The organism is Pseudoxanthomonas sp. Root65 (genome assembly GCF_001427635.1).
GTDB lineage: Bacteria > Pseudomonadota > Gammaproteobacteria > Xanthomonadales > Xanthomonadaceae > Pseudoxanthomonas_A.
This window is the reverse complement of record NZ_LMHA01000001.1, coordinates 2,074,254-2,096,653: the sequence shown is the minus strand read 5'-3', so window position 1 is coordinate 2,096,653 and position 22,400 is coordinate 2,074,254. Positions and strand designations below refer to the sequence as shown.

Below are 22,400 nucleotides of genomic sequence, written 5' to 3'. Positions count from 1 at the left end.
CCTGCGTGTACAACACCGGCAAGTGCAGCGCTGGAAGGTGACCGGCCGGCGCGGACTGCCGCTTGCCGTCACCCGGGTTCACAAGCGCAGCTCGAGCATGTGTGCGCTCAGATCGTCGTCAGTGAGGGTCTGACGGATCTGCGCGTGATGCGCCTGTTCGCTCCAGAGTTCGAACTTCTCGCCCATGCCCAGCAGCACGGCCTTCTTCTCGATGCCCACCGCGCTGCGATGGCTGGCCGGCACGCTGATGCGTCCATTGCCGTCCAGTTCGACCGGCGACGCGGCGCCGATCAGCTTCAGCTGCAGGCTGCGGTGCGCCTTCTGGGTGCTGGGGAGCTTGCTGACCTCGTCGCGGACCCGCTGCCAGACCTTTTCGGGGTACAGGTACAGGCTGCCGGCCTCGAAGGGGTTGTAGGTGATGACCAGACGGTTGCCGCACTCGCGCGCGACAAGGTCGCGGTACGCGGTGGGCACCGCGAGCCGTCCCTTGTCGTCCACTGTGATGGCGGTCTCACCCTGAAACACAGGCCTTGCCTTCCCGACGCGCGAATGAGCGATCAATTGAACCACGAAAAACCACTGAAAACCCGGTTTTCCCTCTGTTGCCCACCTTAGCACCGCGCACAGGGTTGTCAACAGGAATGCGGGGCGGAAATCGCTTGGCGGATCAATGGCTTGCAGCGAACTTCAGAGACTTGTTCAAACCTTATCCACAAGTTGCTGTTTCGTCTCAAATTTTGAGATTGAGGAACGATTCAGTGAGGTGACCGTCGTTTCACATCAAGGCCGTAGCGTCGTCGCCTGCCGGGCTGGAACTGCGCGAATCGGGGGCCCAGAATCGGCCCCATGTGCCTCGTCGCCCTCGCCTGGAAGGTCCACCCGCGCTGGCGCCTGGTGCTGGCCGGCAACCGGGATGAATTCCATGGCCGCCCTACCGCGCCCTTGGCCCGGTGGGCGGAATCGCGGGCCATGATGGCGGGGCAGGACCTGCAGTCCGGCGGCACGTGGGCCGGCGTGGACGCCAGTGGCCGGATGGCGGTGGTGACCAACGTGCGTGACCCCGCCATCCAGATCCCGGGCGCGCCGTCGCGTGGCCAACTGGCAGCGGGCTTCCTACAATCGCCGGACAGCGCCGACCAGCGCGCCATCGGCCTGCTGGCTGCCGCCGAAGCGTTCGCCCCCTTCAACCTGTTGCTGGCCGACGCGACGGATTGCCAGTACGTCAGCAACTACCCCACGCCGCGCCGCATCACCCTCGCGCCCGGCCTGCACGGCCTGTCCAACGGCGACCTCGACGAGCCGTGGCCGAAGACGATGGCGCTGAAGGCGCGGCTGGCCGACTGGGTGGGTTCCGGCAGTGACGATGTCGCCCCGTTGTGGGCCGCACTGGCGGATGAAACGCCCGCGCCCGATGACCGACTCCCGGAAACGGGCGTCGGCCTGGAGCTGGAACGCATGCTGTCGCCCGCCTTCATCCGCAGCGAGCGCTACGGCACCCGCGCCAGCACCCTGATCGCCATCGACCACGGCGGGCACGGTTGGATCAGCGAGCGCAGGTTCGGGCCGGAGGGGGTGTTCGAGGGCGAGACGACGTTGCGGGTCGGGACCGGTGCGTAGCTAGCTCTACCGCAGCTGAAAGTCCGCGATCGCGACTTACGTCGCTCCCACAAGAGAAGTGTCCGAGGCGCGCCTCATCAGCCCCCTGAGTCAGGGGGCGATCCGCACCGCAGGTGCGGGTGGGGGTATGGCCGCGAGGGCCTGGGGCCCAAGGTTTGCGCCGCAAACCTTGGGGCTTTTCAAAGCGCCGGCGGCGCTTGAAAAGCGGCGGAGCCGGCCGGTAAGCCGGGTTCTGTCGTGGACAGTCATTCCTCTAGGCGCAACGTCACCGTTACGCTCAAGCAACCTACCCGGAGACACTGCGGGCCGCAGCATAGCCTCCCTATTTGGTCTTGCTCCCGGTGGGGTTTGCCGTGCCGGTCCGTTGCCGGACTCGCGGTGCGCTCTTACCGCACCATTTCACCCTTGCCGTCCTGCCGAAACAGTCTTAGGCGGTATCTTTCTGTTGCACTTTCCGTCGGCTCGCGCCGCCCAGGCGTTACCTGGCACCGTGCCCTGTGGAGCCCGGACTTTCCTCGGCATTGTTTCCAATGACGCGACTGTCTGGCCGGCTCCGCCGCGCGCATTGTCGCACAGCCTCCCTGCCCGGTCGGCAGCGTCGTCAGGCCAGTGCGTGCAGTGCCATGCCGGCGAGCGGCATCGCCACGATCATCCAGCCCACCGGCAGGCGCGCCCACACCAGCGCCACGAACCCCGCCACCACCACCATCGCGTCGGCGATGCCCGAGACCGCGCTGGACCACAGCGGATCGCACACGGCCGCCAGCAGCAGCCCGACCACGGCCGCATTGATGCCCGCCAACGCACTCCGCATACGCGGTACTGCGACCATCCGCTGCCAGAACGGCAACACGCCCATCACCAGCAGCCATGCCGGCAGGAAGATCGCGATGATCGCCAGCGCACCGCCCACCCATCCGCCAGGGCCAGCCTGCATGGCGGCACCCAGGTAACCGGCGAAGGTGAACATCGGGCCCGGGACAGCCTGCGCTGCGCCGTACCCGGCAAGGAACGCGTCCTGATGCAGCCAGCCCGGCGCTACCACGCCCGATTGCAGCAGTGGCATCACCACGTGTCCGCCGCCGAACACCAGCGCGCCGGCGCGATAGAACGCACCGAACACCGCCACCGACGACGCCGTGCCCGACCACCCCCACGACGCCACCAGCAACAGGGCGAACGCCGACAGCGCCAGCCCGCCCACCCGTCGCGACGGCAGCCCTGGCATCCGCGTCGGCGGCGAAGCGGTTCCGCGGACCTGCAGGCCCAGTCCCACCAGCGCGCCGGCGACGATCACGCCAACCTGCATGCCGGCCATCGGCCAGGCGAACAGCGCCACCGCGCACGCCAGCATCAGCAGCCAGGTGACGGCATCGCGGCAGAACACGCGCGCCATGCCCCACACCGCCTGTGCCACGACAACGACCGCGAGCAGCTTGAATCCATGGACGAGGCCTTCGGACACCGCATCGCGCCACTGCGTCAGGCTGGCGCCCAGCGCCACCATCAGCAGCGCGGAGGGAAGCGTGAAGCCGCACCACGCGGCCAGCGCACCGGGCAGACCGGCGCGGCCCAGCCCCAGCACCATGCCCACCTGACTGCTGGCCGGTCCCGGCAGCACCTGGCACAGCGCGACGATATCGGCGTACTCGGCTTCGGCCAGCCACTGGCGCCTGACGACGAACGCCTCGCGGAAGTAGCCCAGGTGCGCGATCGGACCGCCGAACGAGGTCAGCCCCAGCCGCAGGAATACGAGGAAGACGCGCAAGGCCTCCATCACGTCATCCGCGCCGGCGGCACGCGCTCACGCGTCCGGCTTCATTCCGTACAACGCCTTGCGCGGCGCGCCGGTGATCTCCGCCGCCAGCTTGGCCGCCGCCGAGGGCGGCAGGTGCTGGCTGAGCAGCGCGTAGACCCGGCGACCCTCGACCAGGCGCGCCTCCAGGTCGTCGCCCGCCCCCTGCACCATCACCACGAATTCCCCCTTGCGCTGGTTCTCGTCGGACTGCACGCGCGCATGCAGGTCTGCCAGGGTGCCGTCCAGGACGGTCTCGAACAGCTTGGTCAGTTCGCGCGCCAGCACCGCCGGGCGGTCGTCGCCGAAGGCCGCGCGCATGTCGGCCAGCGACTCGGCGATGCGGTGCGAGGACTCGTAGAACACCAGCGTGCGCGTCTCGCCGGCCAGGGCCTGCAACTGCTCACGCCGCGCGGACGCCTTTGCCGGCAGGAAGCCCTCGAAGCTGAAGCGGTCGCTCGGCAATCCGGCCACGCTGAGCGCCGCGATGGCCGCGCAGGCCCCCGGCAACGGGCTGACCTTGACGCCGGCCGCGCGCGCGGCGCGGACCAGCCGGAAACCGGGGTCGCTGACCAGCGGCGTGCCCGCATCGCTGACCAGGGCCAGCGAGTCGCCAGACAACAGGCGTTCGACCACGCGCTGCGACAGCGCTTCCTCGTTGTGCTCATGCAGGGCCAGCAGCGGGGTGGAGATGCCGAAGTGCGACATCAGCTGGCCACTGCGGCGCGTGTCCTCGGCGCAGATCGCCGCCACGCCCTTCAGGGTCTCCAGCGCGCGGGGCGTCAGGTCGCCCAGGTTGCCGATCGGGGTGGCGACGATGAACAGGGTTCCGGCAGGCATTCCAGTGGGGCTCGATGGCTGGGGGTAGAATCGTAGCCGGTTCCCCTGCCTGAACACCGACGATGCCCTTGGACCTGCCTGTCGCACGCACGCTTTCTTCCCGCATCCGTCCTGTCCGGACGTTGATGGCGCTGCTGCTGGTCGCCGTACTGGCCAGCTGCGCGACCACGCCGGGCGCAGGCCCTGCCACGTCGGCGACGCGCTTTGCCCCCGCTTTCGAAGCAGCCGCCACGCTGGCCCGCCAGGACGCCGCCCTCAGCGGACAGGCGCGTGCCGATAACGGGAACGAGATCGACCGCCTGCTGGCCACGCTCGACGACGCCACCCTGGCCCGCGATGCCGCCGCCCTGCCGACCGGCGACCCGCTGTACACCTTCGCCGGCCGCGCCCTGCAGCGCCGCGGCCTGCCGCTGCCGCGCCCGTTCGATCGCGGCGCGCAATGGCGGTTCGACGCCGGCAACCGCCCGCCCGCCGAGGCCGATGGCTACCGTCCGCCGGTGAAGCTGGCGGTACTGCTGCCGCTGTCCGGCAACCTGGCCACCGCCGCCGCGCCGGTGCGCGACGGCCTGCTGGCGGGCTACTACGGCGAGCGCCGCCGGCGCCCCGACATCCAGTTCTACGACACCACCGGCACGGCCGCCGGCGCCACCGCGGCGTATGCGCGCGCCACCGCCGAAGGCGCCGATTTCGTGGTCGGTCCGCTCGGCCGCGACGAAGTCAGCGCGCTGTTCCAGCAACCGCAGCTCAGCACGCCGATGCTGGTGCTCAACCGTGGCACGGTCCGCGTGCCGGAAGGCAACGCCGGCTTCTCGCTGGCGCCGGAAGACGATGGCCTGGCGGCCGCCGAATACCTGTACGCGCGCGAGCGCCGCGCGGCGCTGGTCATCGAAGGCGGCGACGACAACGGCCGGCGCGCCTCGCAGGCGTTCGCCGAACGCTTCGCCGAACGCGGCGGCAAGGTGACGCGGGTGATCCGCGTGCAGGACACACCGGGCGACCTGTCCGCCGCGCTCGCCACCGCCGCGCAGGAAGGCGCCGATGCGGTGTTCCTCGCGGTGCGTGGCGGCACCGCGCGCGCGCTGACGCCGCAGCTGGCGCTGGCCGGCCTGGGCGGCAAGACGCGCGTGGGCACTTCGCAGCTGACCTCGGGCACCGGCAAGCCGGAAGAAGACATGGCGCTGGACGGCATCGCCTTCCCGACCGACACCTGGACCTCGCGCGGCGTGCCGGCCCTGCCCGCCGCTGGCATGACCGGCGAACGCGTGCCGACCGCGCGCGGCGCCGCTGCCCGCCTGTTCGCCTTCGGCTACGACGCCTGGCTGCTGACCGCCTATCTGGAAAAGCTCGCCACGGGGGTCAATGCCGACCTTCGCGGCGCCACCGGACGCCTGCAACTGGATGGCTTCGGCAACGTGGTGCGTACGCCCTCGTGGTCGACGTTCGCCGGTGGCCGCCCCGCACCGATCGCGGATGGCGGTTGATCGCCGCGCACGCGGGCACGCCGTCGAAATCGCCGCGCGCGAGCTGTTGCGGCGCGCCGGACTGACGGGCATTGCGGCCAACGCGAACTATCGCGGCGGCGAGCTGGACCTGGTGATGCTGGACGCGACGCAGCGGGGCACGCCTGCGGTGGTGTTCGTCGAAGTGCGCTACCGCCAGTCGCAGGCCTTCGGCGGCGGCATGGCGTCCATCGACATCGGCAAGCGCCGGCGGCTGGTACACGCGGCGCAGCGCTTCCTGCAGGACCATCCGGCACTCGCCGACGCACCGTGCCGGTTCGACGTGATCGATGCGCAGGGCGATCCGGCATCGCCGCGTCTCGAGTGGATCCGCGATGCCTTCAGGGCCGACGAGATCTGATCGACGGCACCTACAATGGCGCGATGGACGAACGCCTTCCTCCCGCCCTGCACGATGCGATGTCGACCCGGCTCGGCGATGGCTGGCTGACCGGCGAAGCCTGCCGCCCGTTCGGCGGCGACGATTCACGGCGCTGGACGATGCCGGCGGCCGTGGCGTTGCCGCGCACGCAGGACGACGTCGTCGCGCTGGTCCGCCTGTGCCGCGCGCACTGCGTACCGATCGTCGCGCGTGGCGCGGGCACCGGCACGACCGGGGCGGCCGTGCCGACGCAGGGCGGCGTGGTGGTGTCGTTCGCGCGCATGGACCGCATCGTCGACATCCGCGCCGCCGACCGCTGCGTGGTGGTGCAGCCGGGCGTACTGAATGGCGAACTGCAGCAGGCGCTGGCGCCGCACGGCCTGTTCTGGCCACCCGACCCTTCCAGCGCCGAGCTCTGCAGCGTCGGCGGCAATCTCGCCACCAATGCCGGCGGCCCGCGCGCGGTGAAGTACGGCACCGCGCGCGACAACGTGCTCGGCATCGTCGCCGTGACCGGTGCGGGCGAGCTGATCCGCTGCGGCGGCGCCTACACCAAGGACGCCACCGGCTACGACCTCACCCACCTGCTCGTCGGCAGCGAGGGCACACTGGCGCTGATCGTCGAAGCCACGCTCAAGCTCGCACCCAGGCCACGGGCGCAGGCAGGACTGCGCGTGCTCTACCGCGACGCCGCCACGGCGGCGGCCGCGGTCTCGCGGATCATGGCGCGACCGGCGACGCCGACGATGCTGGAGTTCATGGACCGCAGCGCCATCGCGCTGATCCGCCGCAACGGCAGCGACGTCCCCGAGGCGGGCGCCATGCTGCTGGTCGAAGCCGACGGCGACGACGACACCCTGCCCTACGCGCTGCAGGCGCTCGCCGATGCCGCCGAAGGCGATGGCATGCTCGCGCTGGATGTGGCGCAGGACGGTGCCGCGCGCGACCGCCTGTGGGCGGCGCGGCGCGCGCTGTCGCCGGCGCTGCGCACCATCCGGCCCGGCAAGATCAACGAAGACGTGGTGGTGCCGGTCTCGCGCATTCCGGACCTGGTGGGGGCAATGGAAGCGCTGTCGCGCGATGCGACGCTGCCCATCGTCGTGTTCGGCCATGCCGGCAACGGGAACCTGCACGTCAACATCATGTACGACGATGGCGACGCCGCCGAAACCGCACGCGCGCATGCCGCGCTGCCGAAGGTCTTCGCGCAGGTACTGGCGCTGGGTGGCACGCTGTCAGGCGAACACGGCATCGGCCTGAGCAAGCGCGACTTCATGGCCGATGCATTCAACGCCGCCACGCTCGACGCCATGCGCGCAGTAAAGGCTGCGCTGGATCCCGATGGCATCCTCAACCCCGGCAAGGTGCTGCCGCCGCGCGCGGGATGAATACTGTGGGAGCGACGTAAGTCGCGATCGTGGGCCCAACCTCTGCGCGAAGACCCGGTCATTCCCGTTGCGCGTGCGCTGCGGCGCGTTTTCGTTGCTGCAGGCGGTATTGCCAGCGTGGAGCGATCGCGACTTACGTCGCTCCCACATCCACAGGCATGTTCACGGTGCTGCGAAGTGGTCGTAACCGCGGCGCTCCGACGACCATGGCCGGCCATCGGCATGCACCGCCTGCACACCTTCCCCCGCCGCCATGCGGCCGATACGGGTGATCTGCAGGCCGAGCTGCGATGAGAGCGCTTCCACGCGGTCGCGCGCATCCGCCGGCGCGCTGAAGCACAGCTCGTAGTCGTCGCCACCGCTGGCCTGCAATGCGGTGCGGGTCGCTTCATCGAACGCCGCGCGCAAGGCCTCCGACATCGGCAAGGCATCGACAGCGACCTGCGCACCCACGCCGCTGCGCGATGCGATGTGGCCAAGATCGGCCAGCAGGCCGTCGGAGACATCGACGCAGGCGGTGGCGATGCCTCGCAACGCGCGACCTGCGTCCACGCGTGGCGATGGACGGTCCAGCCGCGCACGCAGCGCAGGGACCGTCTCGCCAGACCATCGCGCCAGACCACCCGCCGCATCGCCGAGCGTGCCGGTCACCCACACGTCATCACCCACGCGCGCGCCATCGCGACGCAGGGCGCGACCGGGCTCGACCAGCCCCATCGCCGTCACCGAGATCGACAGCGGACCGCGCGTGGTATCGCCGCCGACCAGCGCGATGCCATGACGCTCCGCCAGATCAAGGAACCCATCGAGGAAGCCGTCGATCCACGCCGCATCCGAGTGCGGCAACGACAGCGAGAGCGTGCACCAGGCGGGCGCGGCGCCCATCGCGGCGAGATCGGACAGGTTCACGGCCAGCGATTTCCAGCCGATGTCAGCCGGTACGCTGTCGTGGGGAAAATGGATACCGGCATTCAAGGTGTCGGCGGTGACCACGAGTTGCAGGCCCAGCGGTGGCGCCAACAGGGCCGCGTCGTCACCGATGCCGAGCACCACGTCGTCGCGCGTCCCCGCGCGGGCACGGATGCGGGCGATCAGGTCGAATTCGCCGGTCGCCATCACGTGGTCAGCCGCGCGAACGCGCCAGGTCGATGGCGACCTGGATCGCCGCACGCGCCTGCGGGCTGTTCTTCCAGCACGAAGCGCCGGTCAGACCGGCCGCACTGGCGACGATCCCGGAAGCCTCGGCGGCGGCCAGTTGCCGCAGCGAGGCGATGCCCATCTGCTCCAGCCGTTGCACGACGGTCGGGCCGACGCCCTTCAGCGCCAGCAGCGCCTCGCGTTCGTCGGCGGGAAAACGCGCGTCGCCGCCCGACACGTCAGCGCCGTGCCTGCGCCTCGGCAGGGCGCCATGCGACGGCGGCGTGGTCGAGCACGCCGTTGACGTAGGTATGCCCATGCTCGGAACCGAAACGCTTGGCGGTCTCGATGGCCTCGTTCAGCACTACGCGGTACGGCACGTCGATGCGATGGATCAGTTCGTAGGCGGCGATGCGGAGCACCGCGCGTTCGATGGGATCGACTTCCTCCACCGTGCGGTCGAGGAACGGCAGCAGGGCCTCGTCCAGCGACGCGCGATGGCGGACGACGCCGCGCACCAAGTCCTCGAAGTACTCGAGGTCGGCGATCTCGTGCGCCTGCTCGTGCGCGAACTGCGCGATGACCTGGCCGACTTCGCCACCCGACATCTGCCACGCATACACGGCCTGCAGCGCACGGCGGCGCGCACGCGCACGCGTGACCGGATCGACGCCGTCCTTGCGGTGGGGATGTTGATGTCGGCTCACGTCGGCTCCTGGACTGCGGGGTGTACGGGGGGTTGGCGGAACATCAGGCCAGCTGGCCGAGCAGGTGCGCCATCTCGATGGCGGCGAGCGCGGCTTCTTCGCCCTTGTTGCCATGGCTGCCGCCGGCGCGCGCTTCAGCATCCTCGATGCGTTCCACCGCCAGCACGCCGTTGAGCACCGGCACGCCGGTGTCCAGCTGCACCCGCATCAGGCCGTCGGCGCAACCGTCGGCGACATGCTCGTAGTGGCGCGTGTCGCCACGGATGACGCAGCCCAGCGCGATGATGGCGGCATGGTCGCCCGCCGCGGCCAGCCGTGCGGCGGCCAGCGGGATTTCCCAGGCACCGGGCACGCGCACCACGTCGATCGCCTCCTCGCCGACGCCGTTGCCGGCCAGGCTCTGGCGCGCGCCGGCGACCAGCACATCGGTGATGCGCGGGTTCCAGCGGCTGGCGATGATCGCGAAGCGGGCGCCTGCGGGCGCGCTCAGATCGCCTTCGTAGTGGGACATGGCGGGTTCCTTGGGGGGTGGAGAGTCTACCAGCCGGGGCGGTGGCGGGTCCGTTCCGGCAGGTCAGGGCTGGACGTACTCAACCACGTCCAGGCCGAAGCCGGCCAGGCCGACCTGCCGGCGCGGCGTGCCCAGCACGCGCAACCGCCCCAGGCCGAGGTCGGCCAGGATCTGTGCACCGGCGCCGTTGCGACGCCACTGGCCCACGTCCTTGGCGTTGGCCGCCACCTCGGGCTGCTTGCGCAATCGCGCCAGCAGGGCGTCGGCGTTGCGCGGTTCGGACAGCACCACCATCACGCCCTGCCCTTCGGCGGCGATCGCACGCAGCGCATCGGTGGCGTGCACGCCGAAGTCGTCGCGCCGCCAATGCAGCAGGTCGCTCAGCGGGTTCTCCACCTGCACGCGTACCAGCGTGGGCGTGGCCTTGTCCGGCGTGCCGCGGACCAGGGCGAAGTGCAGGTCGTGGGCGATGCGGTCGCGGTAGGTGACCAGCCGGAACGGACCGAACTCGGTCTCGATGGCGCGTTCGTCGATGCGCTCCACCGTGTGTTCGGTGGCCAGACGGTAGGCGATCAGGTCGGCGATCGAACCCATCTTCAGCCCATGCTCGCGCGCGAACACCTCCAGCTGCGGGCGCCGCGCCATGCTGCCGTCGGGATTCAGCACTTCCACCAGCACGCCGGCCGGCTCCAGCCCGGCCAGCAACGGCAGGTCGCTGGCGGCTTCGGTGTGGCCGGCGCGGGTCAACACGCCGCCGGGCTGGGCGATCAGCGGGAAGATATGGCCCGGCTGGCTCAGATCGCTCGGCTTCGCGTCCGGACGCACCGCCGTGCGCACGGTATGAGCGCGGTCGTAGGCGGAGATGCCGGTGGTGACGCCTTCGGCCGCTTCGATGCTGACGGTGAAGTTGGTGTGGAACTGCGCGGTATTGGTCTGCACCATCGGCGCCAGGCCCAGCTGCGCGCAGCGCTCGCGTGTCAGCGACAGGCAGACCAGGCCACGCGCATGCGTGACCATGAAGTTGATGTCCGAGGGCTTGACCAGCTCGGCGGCCATGATCAGGTCGCCCTCGTTCTCGCGGTCCTCGTCGTCGACGATGACGACCATGCGGCCGTTGCGGATCTCTTCCAGCAGCTCGGGGATGGGCGAAAAAGACATGGGTTCGGTACTCGGATAACGGAAGAGGGATCGTCTGACGGAAGAAAACGTCGTCATCCCGGCGAACGCCGGGAGCCACGTTGAGGTTGTGCCTTCGCTGTCAGGGCAGATCAAAGAATCAGGATCAAGATGGATCCCAGCGTTCGCTGGGATGACGGTGAGGCGTGGCGTGCGGGTCGTGGATGCCGCTCAGCGCGCGCCGAGCAAACGCTCCACGTAGCGCGCCACCAGGTCGATCTCCAGGTTCACCGCATCGCCGACGACGGTCTGCGAAAACGCGGTGTGCGAGACGGTATGTGGAATCAGCGCGACCTCGAAACCCTCGCCGTCCACTTCGTTGACGGTCAGGCTGACGCCGTCCACGCAGATCGAGCCCTTCTTCGCGATGTACTTCAGCAGCGGCGCCGGGACGGCGAAGCGCCAGCGCTGCGCGCGCGCGTCGTCGTGCACGGACAGCACGCGGCCGACGCCGTCGACATGGCCGCTGACCAGATGACCGCCCAGGCGGTCGGTCGGGCGCATGGCGCGCTCCAGGTTCACCAGGGCGCCTTCCTTCAGCCCACCCAGAGTGGTCAGCGACAGCGTCTCGGTGGACGCATCGGCCTGGAAGGTGGATGCGTCGAACGCGATCACGGTCAGGCACACGCCGTTCACCGCGATGCTCTCGCCGAGCTGCACGGCGTCGAACGGCAGCGAGCCGACCGACACCGTCAGGCGGACGTCGCCGCCCACAGGCTCCAGCGCGGCGATGCGACCAACGCCTTCGATGATGCCGGTGAACATCAGCAGGCCTCCGCAAGGAGGACGGGGAAAGCATGGGGGAGCATGGAAGGCATGGGACGTCTCTCGATCAACGCGGAGACGCCTCCGGGGCGCGAAGGCAAGCGCACGACGCCGCGCGTGCGCGCAGGTCGGCGATGCCGTCTTCTTTCATCCGGACTATGACCGTCGGCTCCGGCATCGGACCGGATCTGCTGACCCTTCGGCAACCTGCGCGAGGAACTCGCAGGCTGCCCAAGGCGCTCGCGGGCTCGTCGCTGGGCGACCTACCGCCGGTGGGGAATCGCACCCCGCCCTGAAGACGTCGTTGGTGGTGTGCCGGCGGACCGGCTGGCGCAGTTTACACGCCCGTTCCGGCGGGGGCTCTGAACGGAGCGTTCCGTCGGCTCAGGCTGCCGGCTTCCGGCGCAGGTGCAGGATCAACGGCCAGCGCATGGTGCGCACCCGCTGCGGATCGCCCCAGACCTCGGCCAGCGCCGGCGTGTGGGCGTAGACCGGGTCTTCGCCGGTGGCCGCGCGATAACTGCCGGTGGCGGACAGGCTGCCGAAATAGCCCAGCAGCGTGGGCAGGTTCCATTCGGCGGTCAGCCACAGGCGCGGCGTAGGTACGAACTCGAACGGCCACACGTAGTCGCCGTAGCCCATGTCCACGTCGGCGCGCTCGGGCGGCCAGTACGGGTCGATGTCGTCGCGGACCTTCTCGGCCACCTCGGCCAGGTCGTCCTCGAAGATGATGTCCTGGTACGTCCATGCCGCCAGCACGCCGCCCGGCCGCAGCACGCGCTCGCAGGTGGCGAAGAAGCGGTAGCGGTCGAACCAGTGCAGCGCCTGCGCCACCGCCACCAGATCCACACTGGCATCGGCCAGCGCGGTGGTTTCCGCGGCCTCGATGGCCAGACTGACGTTGTCATCCGGCTCACCCTTGGCCCAGTGTCGCTCGATCTGCGCGGCGCTGGGATCGGTGGCATGCACATGGGCGAAGCGCGCCGCCAGCCCACGCGTGGCCTGGCCGCTGCCGGCGCCCGGCTCCCAGACGTGCGCGCTGGCCGGGACGGCCGCGGCGATCGCGTCGTAAAGCGCCTCCGGGTAGGTGGGGCGGGAGGCGAGGTAGACGTCGGCGACGCCGGAAAAATGATCCTTGAAAGCCATTCTGGCGGGCGGTCAGCGGGCGGGTTGCAGCAGGAGGCGGTGATCTTCGCCAATCGCGCGGCTGTCGACAATCTCCAGCCGCAGCCGGTCTGCCATCGCCTGGATGCCCAGGCCGCCGAACAGCGGCCGAGCCTGGTCGCCCAGCAGCACCGGCGCCACGTACAGCAGCACCTCGTCGGCCAGGCCCGCGGCCAGGAACGCGCCCGCCAGCGTGGCGCCTGCTTCGGCGTGTACTTCGTTGATGCCGCGCGCCGCCAGCAGTTCCAGTACCGCCTTCAGGTCGAAGTTGCTGCCGGTGGCCGGCGCCACCGCCCGCTGCACCTCGACCTCGCGCGGCGGCTTCGCCTCGGCGGTGTGCACGTAGAGCGTGGGCGCGTCGCCCTGGCGCACGTTGCCGCGCGCCACGGTGGCCAGCCCGGGATCGAGCACCACCCGAAGCGGCGGCTCGAAGGCCGTGTCGTCGCCGAAGCGCACCGTCAGCGACGGATCGTCGGCCAGCACCGTCCCGGCGCCGGTGAGGATGGCGCCCGCACGGGCCCGCCAGCGCATCACGTCGCGACGCGAGGCCTCGCCGCTGATCCACTTGGAGTCGCCATTCGCCATCGCGGTACGGCCGTCCAGGCTGGTCGCCAGCTTCACCCGCATCCATGGCCGGCCGCGCTCGATGCGCGACAGGAAGCCGCGGTTCAAGCGCCGCGCCTGCGCCTCCATCAGCCCCGACTGCACCGCGATGCCGGCCGCACGCAGCCGGTCGAAGCCGGCCCCGTCGACCTGCGGGAACGGGTCGCGCATCGCGGCGACCACGCGCGTCACGCCGGCAGCGACCAGTGCTTCCGCGCACGGCCCGGTCCTGCCGGTATGCGCGCAGGGCTCCAGCGTGACGTAGGCGGTCGCGCCCTTCGCGTGTACCCCCGCGGCCCGCAGCGCGAACACCTCCGCATGCGGTTCGCCCGCCTTCTGATGCCAGCCTTCGCCGACGATCTGCTCGCCCTCCGCGATCACGCAGCCGACCATCGGGTTCGGTCGCGTCGTGTACGCACCGCGCTCGGCCAGCCGCAAGGCGCGCGCCATGCACTGGTGGTCGAACGCGGAGAAGGAGATGTCAGTCATGCGTCGTCCGCGCCGGATCGAAGGGGTCGCCAGTATGCGCCACGCGCAAGGCGGGCCGGATCGACATGATCACCACCGGCGTACCGTGCAGCGAGGTGCGCTCTTCCACTTGCCAACCGAGCGAGGCGTAGAAGTCCTCGTGCCACAGGGTGAACAAGCGGAGCACGGCGACGCCCTCGCCCGCCGCATGCGCGACCGCGGCCTCGACGAGGCGCCGTCCGCTGCCGCGCCCACGAGCCTCCGGCCGCACGAACAGGCTGCCCAGCCACGGACTGCCGCGATCCTGCAACGCCGGCGCATCCTCGATCAGCAGGCTGACCGACCCCAGCAGGTCGTCGCCGTCCATCAGCAGCAGGGTGGTCGGCAGCGACGTGCGCGTGGCGTGGTCGTGGAGTTCGGCGGTCGCCACGTCCAGCGTCCAGCCGTCGTAGAGCGCGCCCCACTCCTGGTGATGCCAGCGCGCGAGTGATTCGATGCACGCCGGGTGCCGGCCGATCGCCTCGATCCGCACGGCTCAGCGCTTCTTGTTCTTGTCCGCGTGCTTGTCGAACGGGACCACGTCGCCGCCCAGCAGGGACAGCTGGCCGGCAGCGGGCAAGTCGCGTTCCAGCTTCTCGATCTCGTCGCGGAAATCGGCCACGTCCTCGAAACTGCGATAGACAGAAGCGAAGCGGACGTAGCCCACATGATCCAGCTTGCGCAGCTCGTTCATGACGAACTCGCCGATCTTGCGCGAGGCGATCTCGCGCTCGCCGGTCATGCGGATGGCATGGATCACCGCACGCACGGCGGCCTCGATCTGTTCTTCCGACACCGGCCGCTTCTGCAGCGCGCGGTCGAAACCGGCGCGCAGCTTGCGCGCATCGAAGGTGTCCCGCCGGCCATCACCCTTGATGACCGCCGGCAGCTTGATCTCGATGTTCTCCAGCGTCGAGAACCGCTCCCCGCACGCCTCGCACTCGCGACGGCGACGGATCGTCGCGCCGTCCTCGGACACGCGCGAGTCGATCACGCGGGTATCGGTGTGCTGGCAGAAGGGGCAATGCATGGGGTCAGGAACGAGGGGAGAGGAGTGAGAAGTGAGCAGAGGCGATGTCTCCCTCGCCTCGATGCGCGGTTACTCTCACTCGTGCCTCACTCCTCATCGCTCACTCCTCGCTTTCAGCCGTAAACCGGATACTTCCGGCACTGCGCGGTCACATTGTCGCGCACCTTCGCCAGCACGGACTCGTCGGTCGGCGCATCCAGTACGTCGCAGATCCAGTTGGCCAGGTCGATGCAGTCCTGCTCGCCATAGCCACGCGTGGTCACGGCGGGGGTGCCGATGCGCAGGCCGGAGGTGACGAAGGGCTTGCGCGGATCGTTCGGCACGGAGTTCTTGTTGACGGTGATGTGCGCCTTGCCCAGCGCTTCTTCCGCGTCCTTGCCGCTGACGTCCTTGCCGATCATGTCGACCAGCATCAGGTGGTTTTCGGTGCCGCCGGAGACGATCTTGTACCCGCGCGCGATGATCGTCTTCGCCATCGCCTGCGCGTTCTTCACCACCTGTGCCTGGTAGGTCTTGAACTCCGGCTCCAGCGCTTCCTTGAAGGCCACGGCCTTGGCGGCGATGACGTGCATCAGCGGCCCGCCCTGGATACCCGGGAAGACGATGCTCTGCAGCTTCTTCTCGATCTCCTCGCCGGCACCCTTGGCCAGGATGATGCCGCCCCGCGGACCGCGCAGCGTCTTGTGGGTGGTCGAGGTGACCACGTGGGCGTGCGGCAGCGGGTTCGGGTACACGCCGGCAGCGACCAGGCCGGCCACGTGCGCCATGTCGACGAACAGGTAGGCGCCGACCTTGTCGGCGATGGCGCGGAAACGCGCCCAGTCGATGACCTGCGAATAGGCGGAAAAGCCGGCGACGACCATCTTCGGCTTGTGCTCCACGGCCAGACGCTCGACTTCGTCGTAGTCGATCAGGCCCTGGTCGTTGACGCCGTACTGCACGGCGTTGAAAAGCTTGCCCGAGGCGTTGACCTTGGCGCCGTGGGTCAGGTGGCCGCCGTGCGCCAGGCTCATGCCCAGGATGGTGTCGCCCGGATTCAGCAGGGCGAAGTACACGGCCTGGTTGGCCTGCGAGCCGGAATGCGGCTGCACGTTGGCGTAGTCGGCGCCGAACAGCTGCTTCACGCGGTCGATGGCCAACTGCTCGGCAATGTCCACGTACTCGCAACCGCCGTAATAGCGCTTGTGCGGGTAACCCTCGGCGTACTTGTTGGTCAGCACGCTGCCCTGGGCTTCCAGCACGCGCGGGCTGGCGTAGTTCTCGCTGGCGATCAGCTCGACGTGATCCTCCTGCCGGCGCGCCTCGTGGGCGATGGCCTGGGCCAGTTCGGGATCGTAGGTTTCGATGCGGGCGTCGCGCGGGAACATCGGGTCTCCGGGGCTAGGGCGGGCGGGATGGCCGATTGTAGCCCGCCCGGCCCCCGGCCACCCTGCCCCGGAAAAGGAAAAGCGCGCCGGAGCGCGCTTTTCGGGGACATCGGGCCGGCTGTGGCTCAGTGGTGCAGCAGCAGGTCGGCAATGATGCCGGTGGCGATCGCGACCATCAGCAGGTTGCCGCGGTCGTCCCGCACCCAGTGGTAACCGCGGGGCGGATGGCGCACGTGGTAACGGTTGTAGTCGTTCACCACGTAGACCGGGCCGCGGTAGTAGTCGCGGTAGCGCTGGCCCTTGGCCCAGCGGTGGTAGCCGGGAGCAGGGCGATAGACCACGCGCGGCGGCGCGTAATAGCGGCGATCGTCGTAACGGCGGTCGTCACGGCGACCCTGATGGTAGCCATGGCGGTAAGCCTGGCGCTGATCGCGATAGTCGCGACGATCATCGCGACGGTCTTCACGCCAGTCGCGGCGATCATCCCGCCGGTCATCACGACGGTCGTAGTGGTGCGAACGGCCGCGGTCGTGGCCGCGGTCATCGCGTGCCAGCACGGGAGCGGTGACAGCGAAGGCCAGGACGGCACAGGCCATGGTCTGGAAAAGGCGCTTGGTATTCATGGAAACCCCTCTGGGTGGCACGTGAGTCCATCATGCCGATCACATCTGAACCGATTCCGGCTGGAAAACGGTTACGGGCATGTCAAGGACGCGTTGACGAAATGTATTCAGCCGCCGGTTGGCCGGGTCCGAGCCGCTATAATCGCCGCCTTCCCCTTTGCCTCCCCGCCCGCCGCTGCCCGGCAGGGCGCCGGGGCCTGCGTATCGGAGCCTGCATGTCCTCGCAATACATCTACACCATGAACCGGGTCAGCAAGGTGGTCCCGCCCAAGCGGCAGATCATCAAGGACATCTCGCTGTCCTTCTATCCGGGCGCGAAGATCGGCCTGCTGGGCCTGAACGGCGCCGGCAAGTCCACGGTGCTGAAGATCATGGCCGGCGTGGACAAGGATTTCGAGGGCGAAGCCCGCCCGCAGCCCGGCATCAAGGTCGGCTACCTGGCACAGGAGCCGGAACTGAATCCCGAGCACACCGTTCGCCAGGCCGTCGAGGAAGGCGTGGGCGACGTGCTGCAGGCGCAGGCCGCGCTGGAAGCCGTCTATGCCGCCTACGCCGAGGAAGGCGCCGACTTCGACGCGCTGGCCAAGGAACAGGAGCGCCTGGAGGCCATCCTCGCCGCCGGCGATGCCCACACGCTGGAAAACCAGTTGGACGTGGCCGCCGATGCCCTGCGCCTGCCGCCGTGGGACGCCATCGTCGGCAAGCTGTCCGGCGGCGAGAAGCGCCGCGTGGCGCTGTGCCGCCTGCTGCTGCAGAAGCCGGACATGCTGCTGCTCGACGAACCGACCAACCACCTGGATGCCGAGTCCGTCGAGTGGCTGGAACAGTTTCTCGCCCGCTACACCGGCACTGTGGTGGCGGTCACCCATGACCGTTACTTCCTCGACAACGCCGCCGAATGGATCCTCGAACTCGACCGCGGCCGCGGTATCCCGTGGAAGGGCAACTACACCGACTGGCTGGTACAGAAGGACGAGCGCCTGAAGCAGGAAGACAACCAGGAAAAGGCCCGCCAGAAGGCGATCCAGAAGGAACTGGAATGGTCGCGCCAGAACGCCAAGGGCGGCCGTTCCAAGGGCAAGGCGCGCCTGGCGCGCCTGGAAGAACTGCAATCGGTCGACTACCAGCGTCGCAACGAGACCAACGAGATCTTCATCCCGCCGGGCGAGCGACTGGGCAACAACGTCATCGAGTTCAAGAATGTCTCGAAGAAGTTCGGCGACCGCCTGCTGATCGACAATCTGAGCTTCCTGGTCCCGGGTGGCGCGATCGTCGGCATCATCGGCCCCAACGGCGCGGGCAAGTCGACGCTGTTCAAGATGATCACCGGCCAGGAAAAGCCGGATTCCGGCACCATCACCACCGGCCCGACCGTGCAGCTCGCGTACGTGGACCAGAGCCGCGAGAAGCTGGAAGGCAACCACAACGTCTTCCAGGAGATTTCCGGCGGCCTGGACATCCTCAACATCAATGGCGTCGAGATCCAGTCGCGCGCCTATATCGGCCGCTTCAACTTCAAGGGCCAGGACCAGCAGAAACTGGTCGGCTCGCTGTCCGGCGGCGAACGCGGCCGCCTGCACATGGCCAAGACGCTGCTGCAGGGCGGCAACGTGCTGCTGCTCGACGAGCCGTCGAACGACCTGGACATCGAAACCCTGCGTGCCCTGGAAGACGCACTGCTGGAGTTCCCGGGCAACACCTTCGTCATTTCGCACGACCGCTGGTTCCTGGACCGCATCGCCACGCACATCCTCGCCTTCGAGGGCGACTCGCACGTGGAATTCTTCCAGGGCAACTACCGCGAATACGAGGAAGACAAGAAGCGTCGCCTGGGCGAGGAAGGCGCACGCCCGCACCGCCTGCGCTTCAAGGCGCTGAAGTGACGCCTCTGCGTTGAGTAGTGACGCCTCTGCGTTGAGTAACGAGAAAAAGCCCGCCGATCGGCGGGCTTTTTTCTTGCGCTGAATGCGCCTGCGCATTCGCCCCATCATGGGGAATCCGTGCACTGCACAGGTGCGGATTAAAGCGCCGCGTCCGCGCGCCGATAGCGCCTCAATACCGGAACCGATTTCACGCTGCCGCCCACCGGCACGTCACGGTTCCGCCCCCTCGCCTCAAGGAGCTCCATGAACGCATGCGCTGTCGCTTCCGTGTCCGACGCCGGTATCGATGACCACATCCAGTCCGTGTCCGGGCTGTCGGACTCGCTGCTGAAGCAGTTGCGGCAGTCGCTGCAGAAGATCGACGAGATCAACCGCATCACCCGCATCATTTCGATGAACGCGCGTATCGAAGCGGTCCGCATCGGCACCGCCGGCCGCAGCTTCGGGGTGATCGCCGAGGAGATGGACACGCTGTCGCGCCGGGTCAGCGATACCGCGCAGGAGATCGACCGCATGGCCGGGCGCACCAGTACCGATCTGCGCGAGCGGCTGGAGCAGTTGCAGACCGACGTGCGCCGCACACGGCTGACCGACCTGGCGCTGGCGAACATCGACCTGATCGACCGAAACCTGTACGAGCGCAGCTGCGATGTGCGCTGGTGGGCCACCGATACCGCGATGGTGGCGGCCGCACAGGACCCGCAACCGGCGGCCGTGGCACATGCCAGCCAGCGGCTCGGCCAGATCCTGGATTCGTACACCGTCTACTTCGACCTGGTGCTCGTCGACCTGCAGGGCACCGTGATCGCCAACGGGCGACCGCGCCAGTACCGGTCGGTGGGTCAGTCGGTCGCGCAACAAGCCTGGTTCCAGTCCGCCATGGCCACGGCCAGCGGCGAGGAGTTCGGCTTCCAGTCGATGCACGCCAGCCCGCTGGCCGGCGACGAGCGCGTGCTGGTGTACGCCTGCACCGTGCGCGACGGCGGCCGCGTGACCGGACGCCCGCTGGGCGTGCTGGGCATCGTGTTCCGCTGGGACGCGCTGGCGCAGACCATTGTCCAACGCACGCCCCTGTCGGAGGCCGAATGGCGGCGCAGCCGGGTCTGCATCGTCGATGGCCAGGGCCACGTGCTGGCCGACACGCTGGGCGCAGACGCCGCGTCGGCGCGACTGGACTTTCCCGGGCGCGCGACCCTGTTCGCCCAGCCGCGCGCGGCGGTCGACCTGGTCATCGACGGACGCACCCACTGCGTGGCGCACGCGGCTTCGCCCGGCTACGAGACCTATCGCACGGGCTGGCACTGCGTGATCACCCAGGGCGTCGACTGACGCCCTCCCCGACGATCAGCCCAGCCACACCTCGCCGTCGCGCACCTGCACGGCGATGGCGCGCAGTGCATCGCCGCGACACGGACCGGCGACGCAATCGCCGCGCACCAGCTCGAACGAGGCGCCATGGGCGGCGCAGACCAGATGGCCGTCCTTGCTCTTGAGGAACTGGCCGGGCGCCCAGTCGAGACGGCGACCGGCATGCGGGCAGACATTCAGCCAAGCACGGACGTCGTCGCCGTCGCGATACAAGATCAACGACTCGGCATCGTCGCCGATCGAGGCTTCAACCTCGGCGAAACCGCCATCGGCGATGTCATTCAGTGCGCTCAGTCGCATGTCGCTTAACGAAGTCCTCACACGGTCATCTGACTGTCATCCGATACTGCCCCGTACCGGCCCCCGCCGCATTCTGTCACGACGCCCCACCATGTACGCACGCCATTTCCAGTTCAACGCCTTCCGCCATGTCTTCGCGCCGCGCAAGCCGCGCCATCCGCTGCTGCGGGTCGGCCTGGGCCTCTTGGGTGTGGTGGTGTTGGGCGTGCTGGTGTTCTTCAGCGTCTTCGTCGGAGCCGCCATGATCGCGGCCGGTGTGGTGTACAAGCTGGTGCGCCAGCGCGGCAAGCCGCAGGCCCGCGATGCACGCGTGGTGGATGCGGAATACCGCGTGGTGCGCAAGCAGGTACTGCCGCAGCCACGCTGACCCCGTGCCCGCAGGGCATCCCGTTGCCCCTACACTCTGCGGCCGCTTCTTTCTTGCATGGCCGTCATGACCGACATCATTCCTGCCCCGCCGGTACCGCGCGTACCCGTTCGCGGCGGCGGCACGTTCCCGGTGCGACGCATCTTCTGCGTCGGCCGCAACTTCGCCGACCACGCGCGTGAAATGGGCGCGACCGCCCCGGCCTCGAAGGCCGAGCGCGGTACCCCGGTGTTCTTCCACAAGCCCGCCGATGCCATCGTCACCGGTGGCGCGGACGTGCCCTATCCGCCCGGCACGCACGATCTTCACCATGAAGTGGAACTGGTGGTGGCGCTCGGCGCCGACGCACCCGCCGGCCCGCTCGCGCGCGAGGATGCGCCGGCGCTGGTGGCGGCCTATGGCGTCGGCCTGGACCTCACGCGCCGCGACCTGCAGGCGGCGGCGAAGGCCAAGGGTCTGCCCTGGGACACGGGCAAAGGCTTCGATCATTCCGCGCCGGTGAGCGAACTGGTTCCCGTTGCCGACGTCGGCACGCTGGAGGACCGCACCCTGACCCTGCGCGTGAACGGCGAAACCCGCCAGCACGGATCGCTGCACGACCTGATCTGGGACGTGCCCGATATCCTGCACGAGCTGTCGACGCTCTATGCCTTGAAGGCCGGCGATCTGGTCTTCATGGGCACCCCGGCGGGCGTGGCCGCGCTGGTGCCGGGCGACACCTTCGTCGCCTCGCTGGAGGGTGTGGTGACGTTGCAGGGACGCATCACGGGCTGAGTTCCGCGTGCCCCCAGCCATGCTCACTGTCAGTCAACAACGCGCGCGCCGCACGCTATAGTCGTCGCCGATGGCGCGAGCGCGTCGATGGTTGAGGAAGGCAGCATGGGCATGATCAGCGAGTTCAAGGAGTTCGTTTCGCGCGGCAACGTGGTCGACCTCGCGGTTGGCGTGGTGATCGGCGCGGCATTCGGCAAGATCGTCACTACGCTGGTCGACAAGATCATCATGCCCCCCATCGGCTACCTGATCGGCGGCGTCGACTTCTCGAAGTGGGCATGGACGCTGAAGGAAGCCACTGTCGATGCGGCGGGTAAGGAAGTGCCCGCGATCGTGGTCGGCATCGGCGAGTTCCTCAATACGGTGATCCAGTTCGTCATCGTAGCGTTCGCTATCTTCCTGCTGGTCAAGGCGGTGAATCGCCTGCACCGCAAGCCCGAAGCCGCACCGGCGGCACCGCCGGAAGACGTGCTGCTGCTCCGCGAGATCCGCGATGCGCTGAAGAAGTAAGCGGACGCTGCATTCCGAACCGGCAACACCGGCACAGGAACCACGAGGCCACGGGCTGCTAAGCTCGTGGCCTTCGTTTTTCCGGGA

General features: G+C 68.9%; 24 protein-coding genes, 1 other RNA gene, 1 pseudogene and 1 riboswitch. Of the genes and pseudogenes, 9 read left to right on the top strand and 17 right to left on the bottom strand.

What is annotated here, in order from left to right; translation table 11 throughout:
* Window positions 1–78: 78 nt before the first annotated feature.
* On the bottom strand, window positions 79–525 hold the full coding sequence (gene mraZ / locus ASD77_RS09350) for a division/cell wall cluster transcriptional repressor MraZ (protein ID WP_055940247.1): 447 nt from the start codon (window positions 523–525) through the stop codon (window positions 79–81).
* Between the two features lie 321 nt (window positions 526–846).
* Here mraZ and ASD77_RS09345 point away from each other — a divergent pair, with 321 nt between their 5' ends.
* Entirely contained in the window at window positions 847–1,617 is a 771-nt protein-coding gene (locus tag ASD77_RS09345) for an NRDE family protein (protein WP_055940245.1), read from the top strand.
* A gap of 205 nt (window positions 1,618–1,822) precedes the next feature.
* Here ASD77_RS09345 and rnpB read toward each other — a convergent pair.
* The 3 genes from rnpB to rsmI form a co-directional block, all read right to left on the bottom strand.
* Window positions 1,823–2,172, bottom strand: an RNA gene (gene rnpB / locus ASD77_RS10415) — RNase P RNA component class A.
* 46 nt (window positions 2,173–2,218) lie between these two features.
* Entirely contained in the window at window positions 2,219–3,394 is a 1,176-nt protein-coding gene (gene chrA / locus ASD77_RS09340) for a chromate efflux transporter (RefSeq protein WP_055940244.1), read from the bottom strand.
* A gap of 27 nt (window positions 3,395–3,421) precedes the next feature.
* Window positions 3,422–4,252 carry a 16S rRNA (cytidine(1402)-2'-O)-methyltransferase gene (rsmI, locus tag ASD77_RS09335; RefSeq protein ID WP_055940242.1) on the bottom strand — a complete coding sequence of 277 codons (831 nt, stop codon included), beginning with the start codon at window positions 4,250–4,252 and terminating at the stop codon, window positions 3,422–3,424.
* Between the two features lie 215 nt (window positions 4,253–4,467).
* Between rsmI and ASD77_RS09330 the strand changes: the two are divergent.
* The 3 genes and pseudogenes from ASD77_RS09330 to ASD77_RS09320 form a co-directional block, all read left to right on the top strand.
* A pseudogene (locus ASD77_RS09330) lies at window positions 4,468–5,733 on the top strand (penicillin-binding protein activator); the annotation flags it as partial.
* Window positions 5,723–6,112, top strand: a complete 390-nt coding sequence (locus tag ASD77_RS09325) for a YraN family protein (protein WP_055940240.1) — start codon at window positions 5,723–5,725, stop codon at window positions 6,110–6,112. The pseudogene ASD77_RS09330 and the gene ASD77_RS09325, both read left to right, overlap by 11 nt.
* 23 nt (window positions 6,113–6,135) lie before the next feature.
* Window positions 6,136–7,521, top strand: coding sequence for an FAD-linked oxidase C-terminal domain-containing protein (locus ASD77_RS09320; protein ID WP_055940237.1), 1,386 nt, complete (start codon window positions 6,136–6,138; stop codon window positions 7,519–7,521).
* Between the two features lie 162 nt (window positions 7,522–7,683).
* Here ASD77_RS09320 and thiL read toward each other — a convergent pair whose 3' ends face one another.
* From thiL to ASD77_RS09260, 12 genes are all read right to left on the bottom strand, one after another.
* On the bottom strand, window positions 7,684–8,637 hold the full coding sequence (gene thiL, locus ASD77_RS09315; protein WP_055940235.1) for a thiamine-phosphate kinase: 954 nt from the start codon (window positions 8,635–8,637) through the stop codon (window positions 7,684–7,686).
* A gap of 7 nt (window positions 8,638–8,644) precedes the next feature.
* Window positions 8,645–8,896 (bottom strand): hypothetical protein, encoded by a 252-nt coding sequence (locus tag ASD77_RS09310; RefSeq protein ID WP_055940233.1) that lies wholly within the window; start codon window positions 8,894–8,896, stop codon window positions 8,645–8,647.
* 1 nt (window position 8,897) lies between these two features.
* Window positions 8,898–9,365 carry a transcription antitermination factor NusB gene (gene nusB, locus ASD77_RS09305; RefSeq protein ID WP_055940231.1) on the bottom strand — a complete coding sequence of 156 codons (468 nt, stop codon included), beginning with the start codon at window positions 9,363–9,365 and terminating at the stop codon, window positions 8,898–8,900.
* 43 nt (window positions 9,366–9,408) lie between these two features.
* On the bottom strand, window positions 9,409–9,876 hold the full coding sequence (gene ribH / locus ASD77_RS09300) for a 6,7-dimethyl-8-ribityllumazine synthase (RefSeq protein ID WP_055940229.1): 468 nt from the start codon (window positions 9,874–9,876) through the stop codon (window positions 9,409–9,411).
* Window positions 9,877–9,939: 63 nt separating this feature from the next.
* On the bottom strand, window positions 9,940–11,034 hold the full coding sequence (ribB, locus tag ASD77_RS09295; protein WP_055940227.1) for a 3,4-dihydroxy-2-butanone-4-phosphate synthase: 1,095 nt from the start codon (window positions 11,032–11,034) through the stop codon (window positions 9,940–9,942).
* Between the two features lie 189 nt (window positions 11,035–11,223).
* Window positions 11,224–11,817 carry a riboflavin synthase gene (locus ASD77_RS09290; protein ID WP_055940226.1) on the bottom strand — a complete coding sequence of 198 codons (594 nt, stop codon included), beginning with the start codon at window positions 11,815–11,817 and terminating at the stop codon, window positions 11,224–11,226.
* Window positions 11,818–11,952: 135 nt separating this feature from the next.
* Window positions 11,953–12,121: riboswitch (FMN riboswitch) on the bottom strand.
* Window positions 12,122–12,201: 80 nt separating this feature from the next.
* Entirely contained in the window at window positions 12,202–12,963 is a 762-nt protein-coding gene (locus ASD77_RS09285) for a class I SAM-dependent methyltransferase (RefSeq protein ID WP_055940224.1), read from the bottom strand.
* Between the two features lie 12 nt (window positions 12,964–12,975).
* On the bottom strand, window positions 12,976–14,073 hold the full coding sequence (ribD, locus tag ASD77_RS09280) for a bifunctional diaminohydroxyphosphoribosylaminopyrimidine deaminase/5-amino-6-(5-phosphoribosylamino)uracil reductase RibD (RefSeq protein ID WP_156383539.1): 1,098 nt from the start codon (window positions 14,071–14,073) through the stop codon (window positions 12,976–12,978).
* Window positions 14,066–14,584 carry a GNAT family N-acetyltransferase gene (locus ASD77_RS09275; protein WP_055940222.1) on the bottom strand — a complete coding sequence of 173 codons (519 nt, stop codon included), beginning with the start codon at window positions 14,582–14,584 and terminating at the stop codon, window positions 14,066–14,068. The genes ribD and ASD77_RS09275 overlap by 8 nt, the downstream gene beginning before the upstream one ends.
* 3 nt (window positions 14,585–14,587) lie before the next feature.
* Entirely contained in the window at window positions 14,588–15,121 is a 534-nt protein-coding gene (gene nrdR, locus ASD77_RS09270) for a transcriptional regulator NrdR (protein ID WP_055940219.1), read from the bottom strand.
* 113 nt (window positions 15,122–15,234) lie between these two features.
* Window positions 15,235–16,488 carry a serine hydroxymethyltransferase gene (gene glyA / locus ASD77_RS09265; protein WP_055940217.1) on the bottom strand — a complete coding sequence of 418 codons (1,254 nt, stop codon included), beginning with the start codon at window positions 16,486–16,488 and terminating at the stop codon, window positions 15,235–15,237.
* A 125-nt stretch (window positions 16,489–16,613) separates the two neighbouring features.
* Window positions 16,614–17,111 (bottom strand): RcnB family protein, encoded by a 498-nt coding sequence (locus ASD77_RS09260; RefSeq protein ID WP_055940215.1) that lies wholly within the window; start codon window positions 17,109–17,111, stop codon window positions 16,614–16,616.
* A gap of 215 nt (window positions 17,112–17,326) precedes the next feature.
* Between ASD77_RS09260 and ettA the strand changes: the two genes are divergently transcribed.
* Entirely contained in the window at window positions 17,327–18,994 is a 1,668-nt protein-coding gene (gene ettA, locus ASD77_RS09255; RefSeq protein WP_055940213.1) for an energy-dependent translational throttle protein EttA, read from the top strand.
* Between the two features lie 243 nt (window positions 18,995–19,237).
* Entirely contained in the window at window positions 19,238–20,323 is a 1,086-nt protein-coding gene (locus ASD77_RS09250; RefSeq protein WP_055940211.1) for a cache domain-containing protein, read from the top strand.
* A 15-nt stretch (window positions 20,324–20,338) separates the two neighbouring features.
* On the opposite strand, the gene ASD77_RS09245 is transcribed toward ASD77_RS09250, so the two are convergent.
* Window positions 20,339–20,662 carry a Rieske 2Fe-2S domain-containing protein gene (locus ASD77_RS09245; RefSeq protein WP_055940209.1) on the bottom strand — a complete coding sequence of 108 codons (324 nt, stop codon included), beginning with the start codon at window positions 20,660–20,662 and terminating at the stop codon, window positions 20,339–20,341.
* A 91-nt stretch (window positions 20,663–20,753) separates the two neighbouring features.
* Here ASD77_RS09245 and ASD77_RS09240 point away from each other — a divergent pair, with 91 nt between their 5' ends.
* From ASD77_RS09240 to mscL, 3 genes are all read left to right on the top strand, one after another.
* Entirely contained in the window at window positions 20,754–21,029 is a 276-nt protein-coding gene (locus tag ASD77_RS09240) for a hypothetical protein (RefSeq protein ID WP_055940207.1), read from the top strand.
* 66 nt (window positions 21,030–21,095) lie between these two features.
* A complete protein-coding gene (locus tag ASD77_RS09235) occupies window positions 21,096–21,803 on the top strand; it encodes a fumarylacetoacetate hydrolase family protein (RefSeq protein WP_055941229.1) in 708 nt (235 codons plus the stop codon).
* A 105-nt stretch (window positions 21,804–21,908) separates the two neighbouring features.
* Window positions 21,909–22,313, top strand: a complete 405-nt coding sequence (gene mscL, locus ASD77_RS09230; protein ID WP_055941227.1) for a large-conductance mechanosensitive channel protein MscL — start codon at window positions 21,909–21,911, stop codon at window positions 22,311–22,313.
* The last annotated feature ends 87 nt before the right edge of the window (window positions 22,314–22,400 follow it).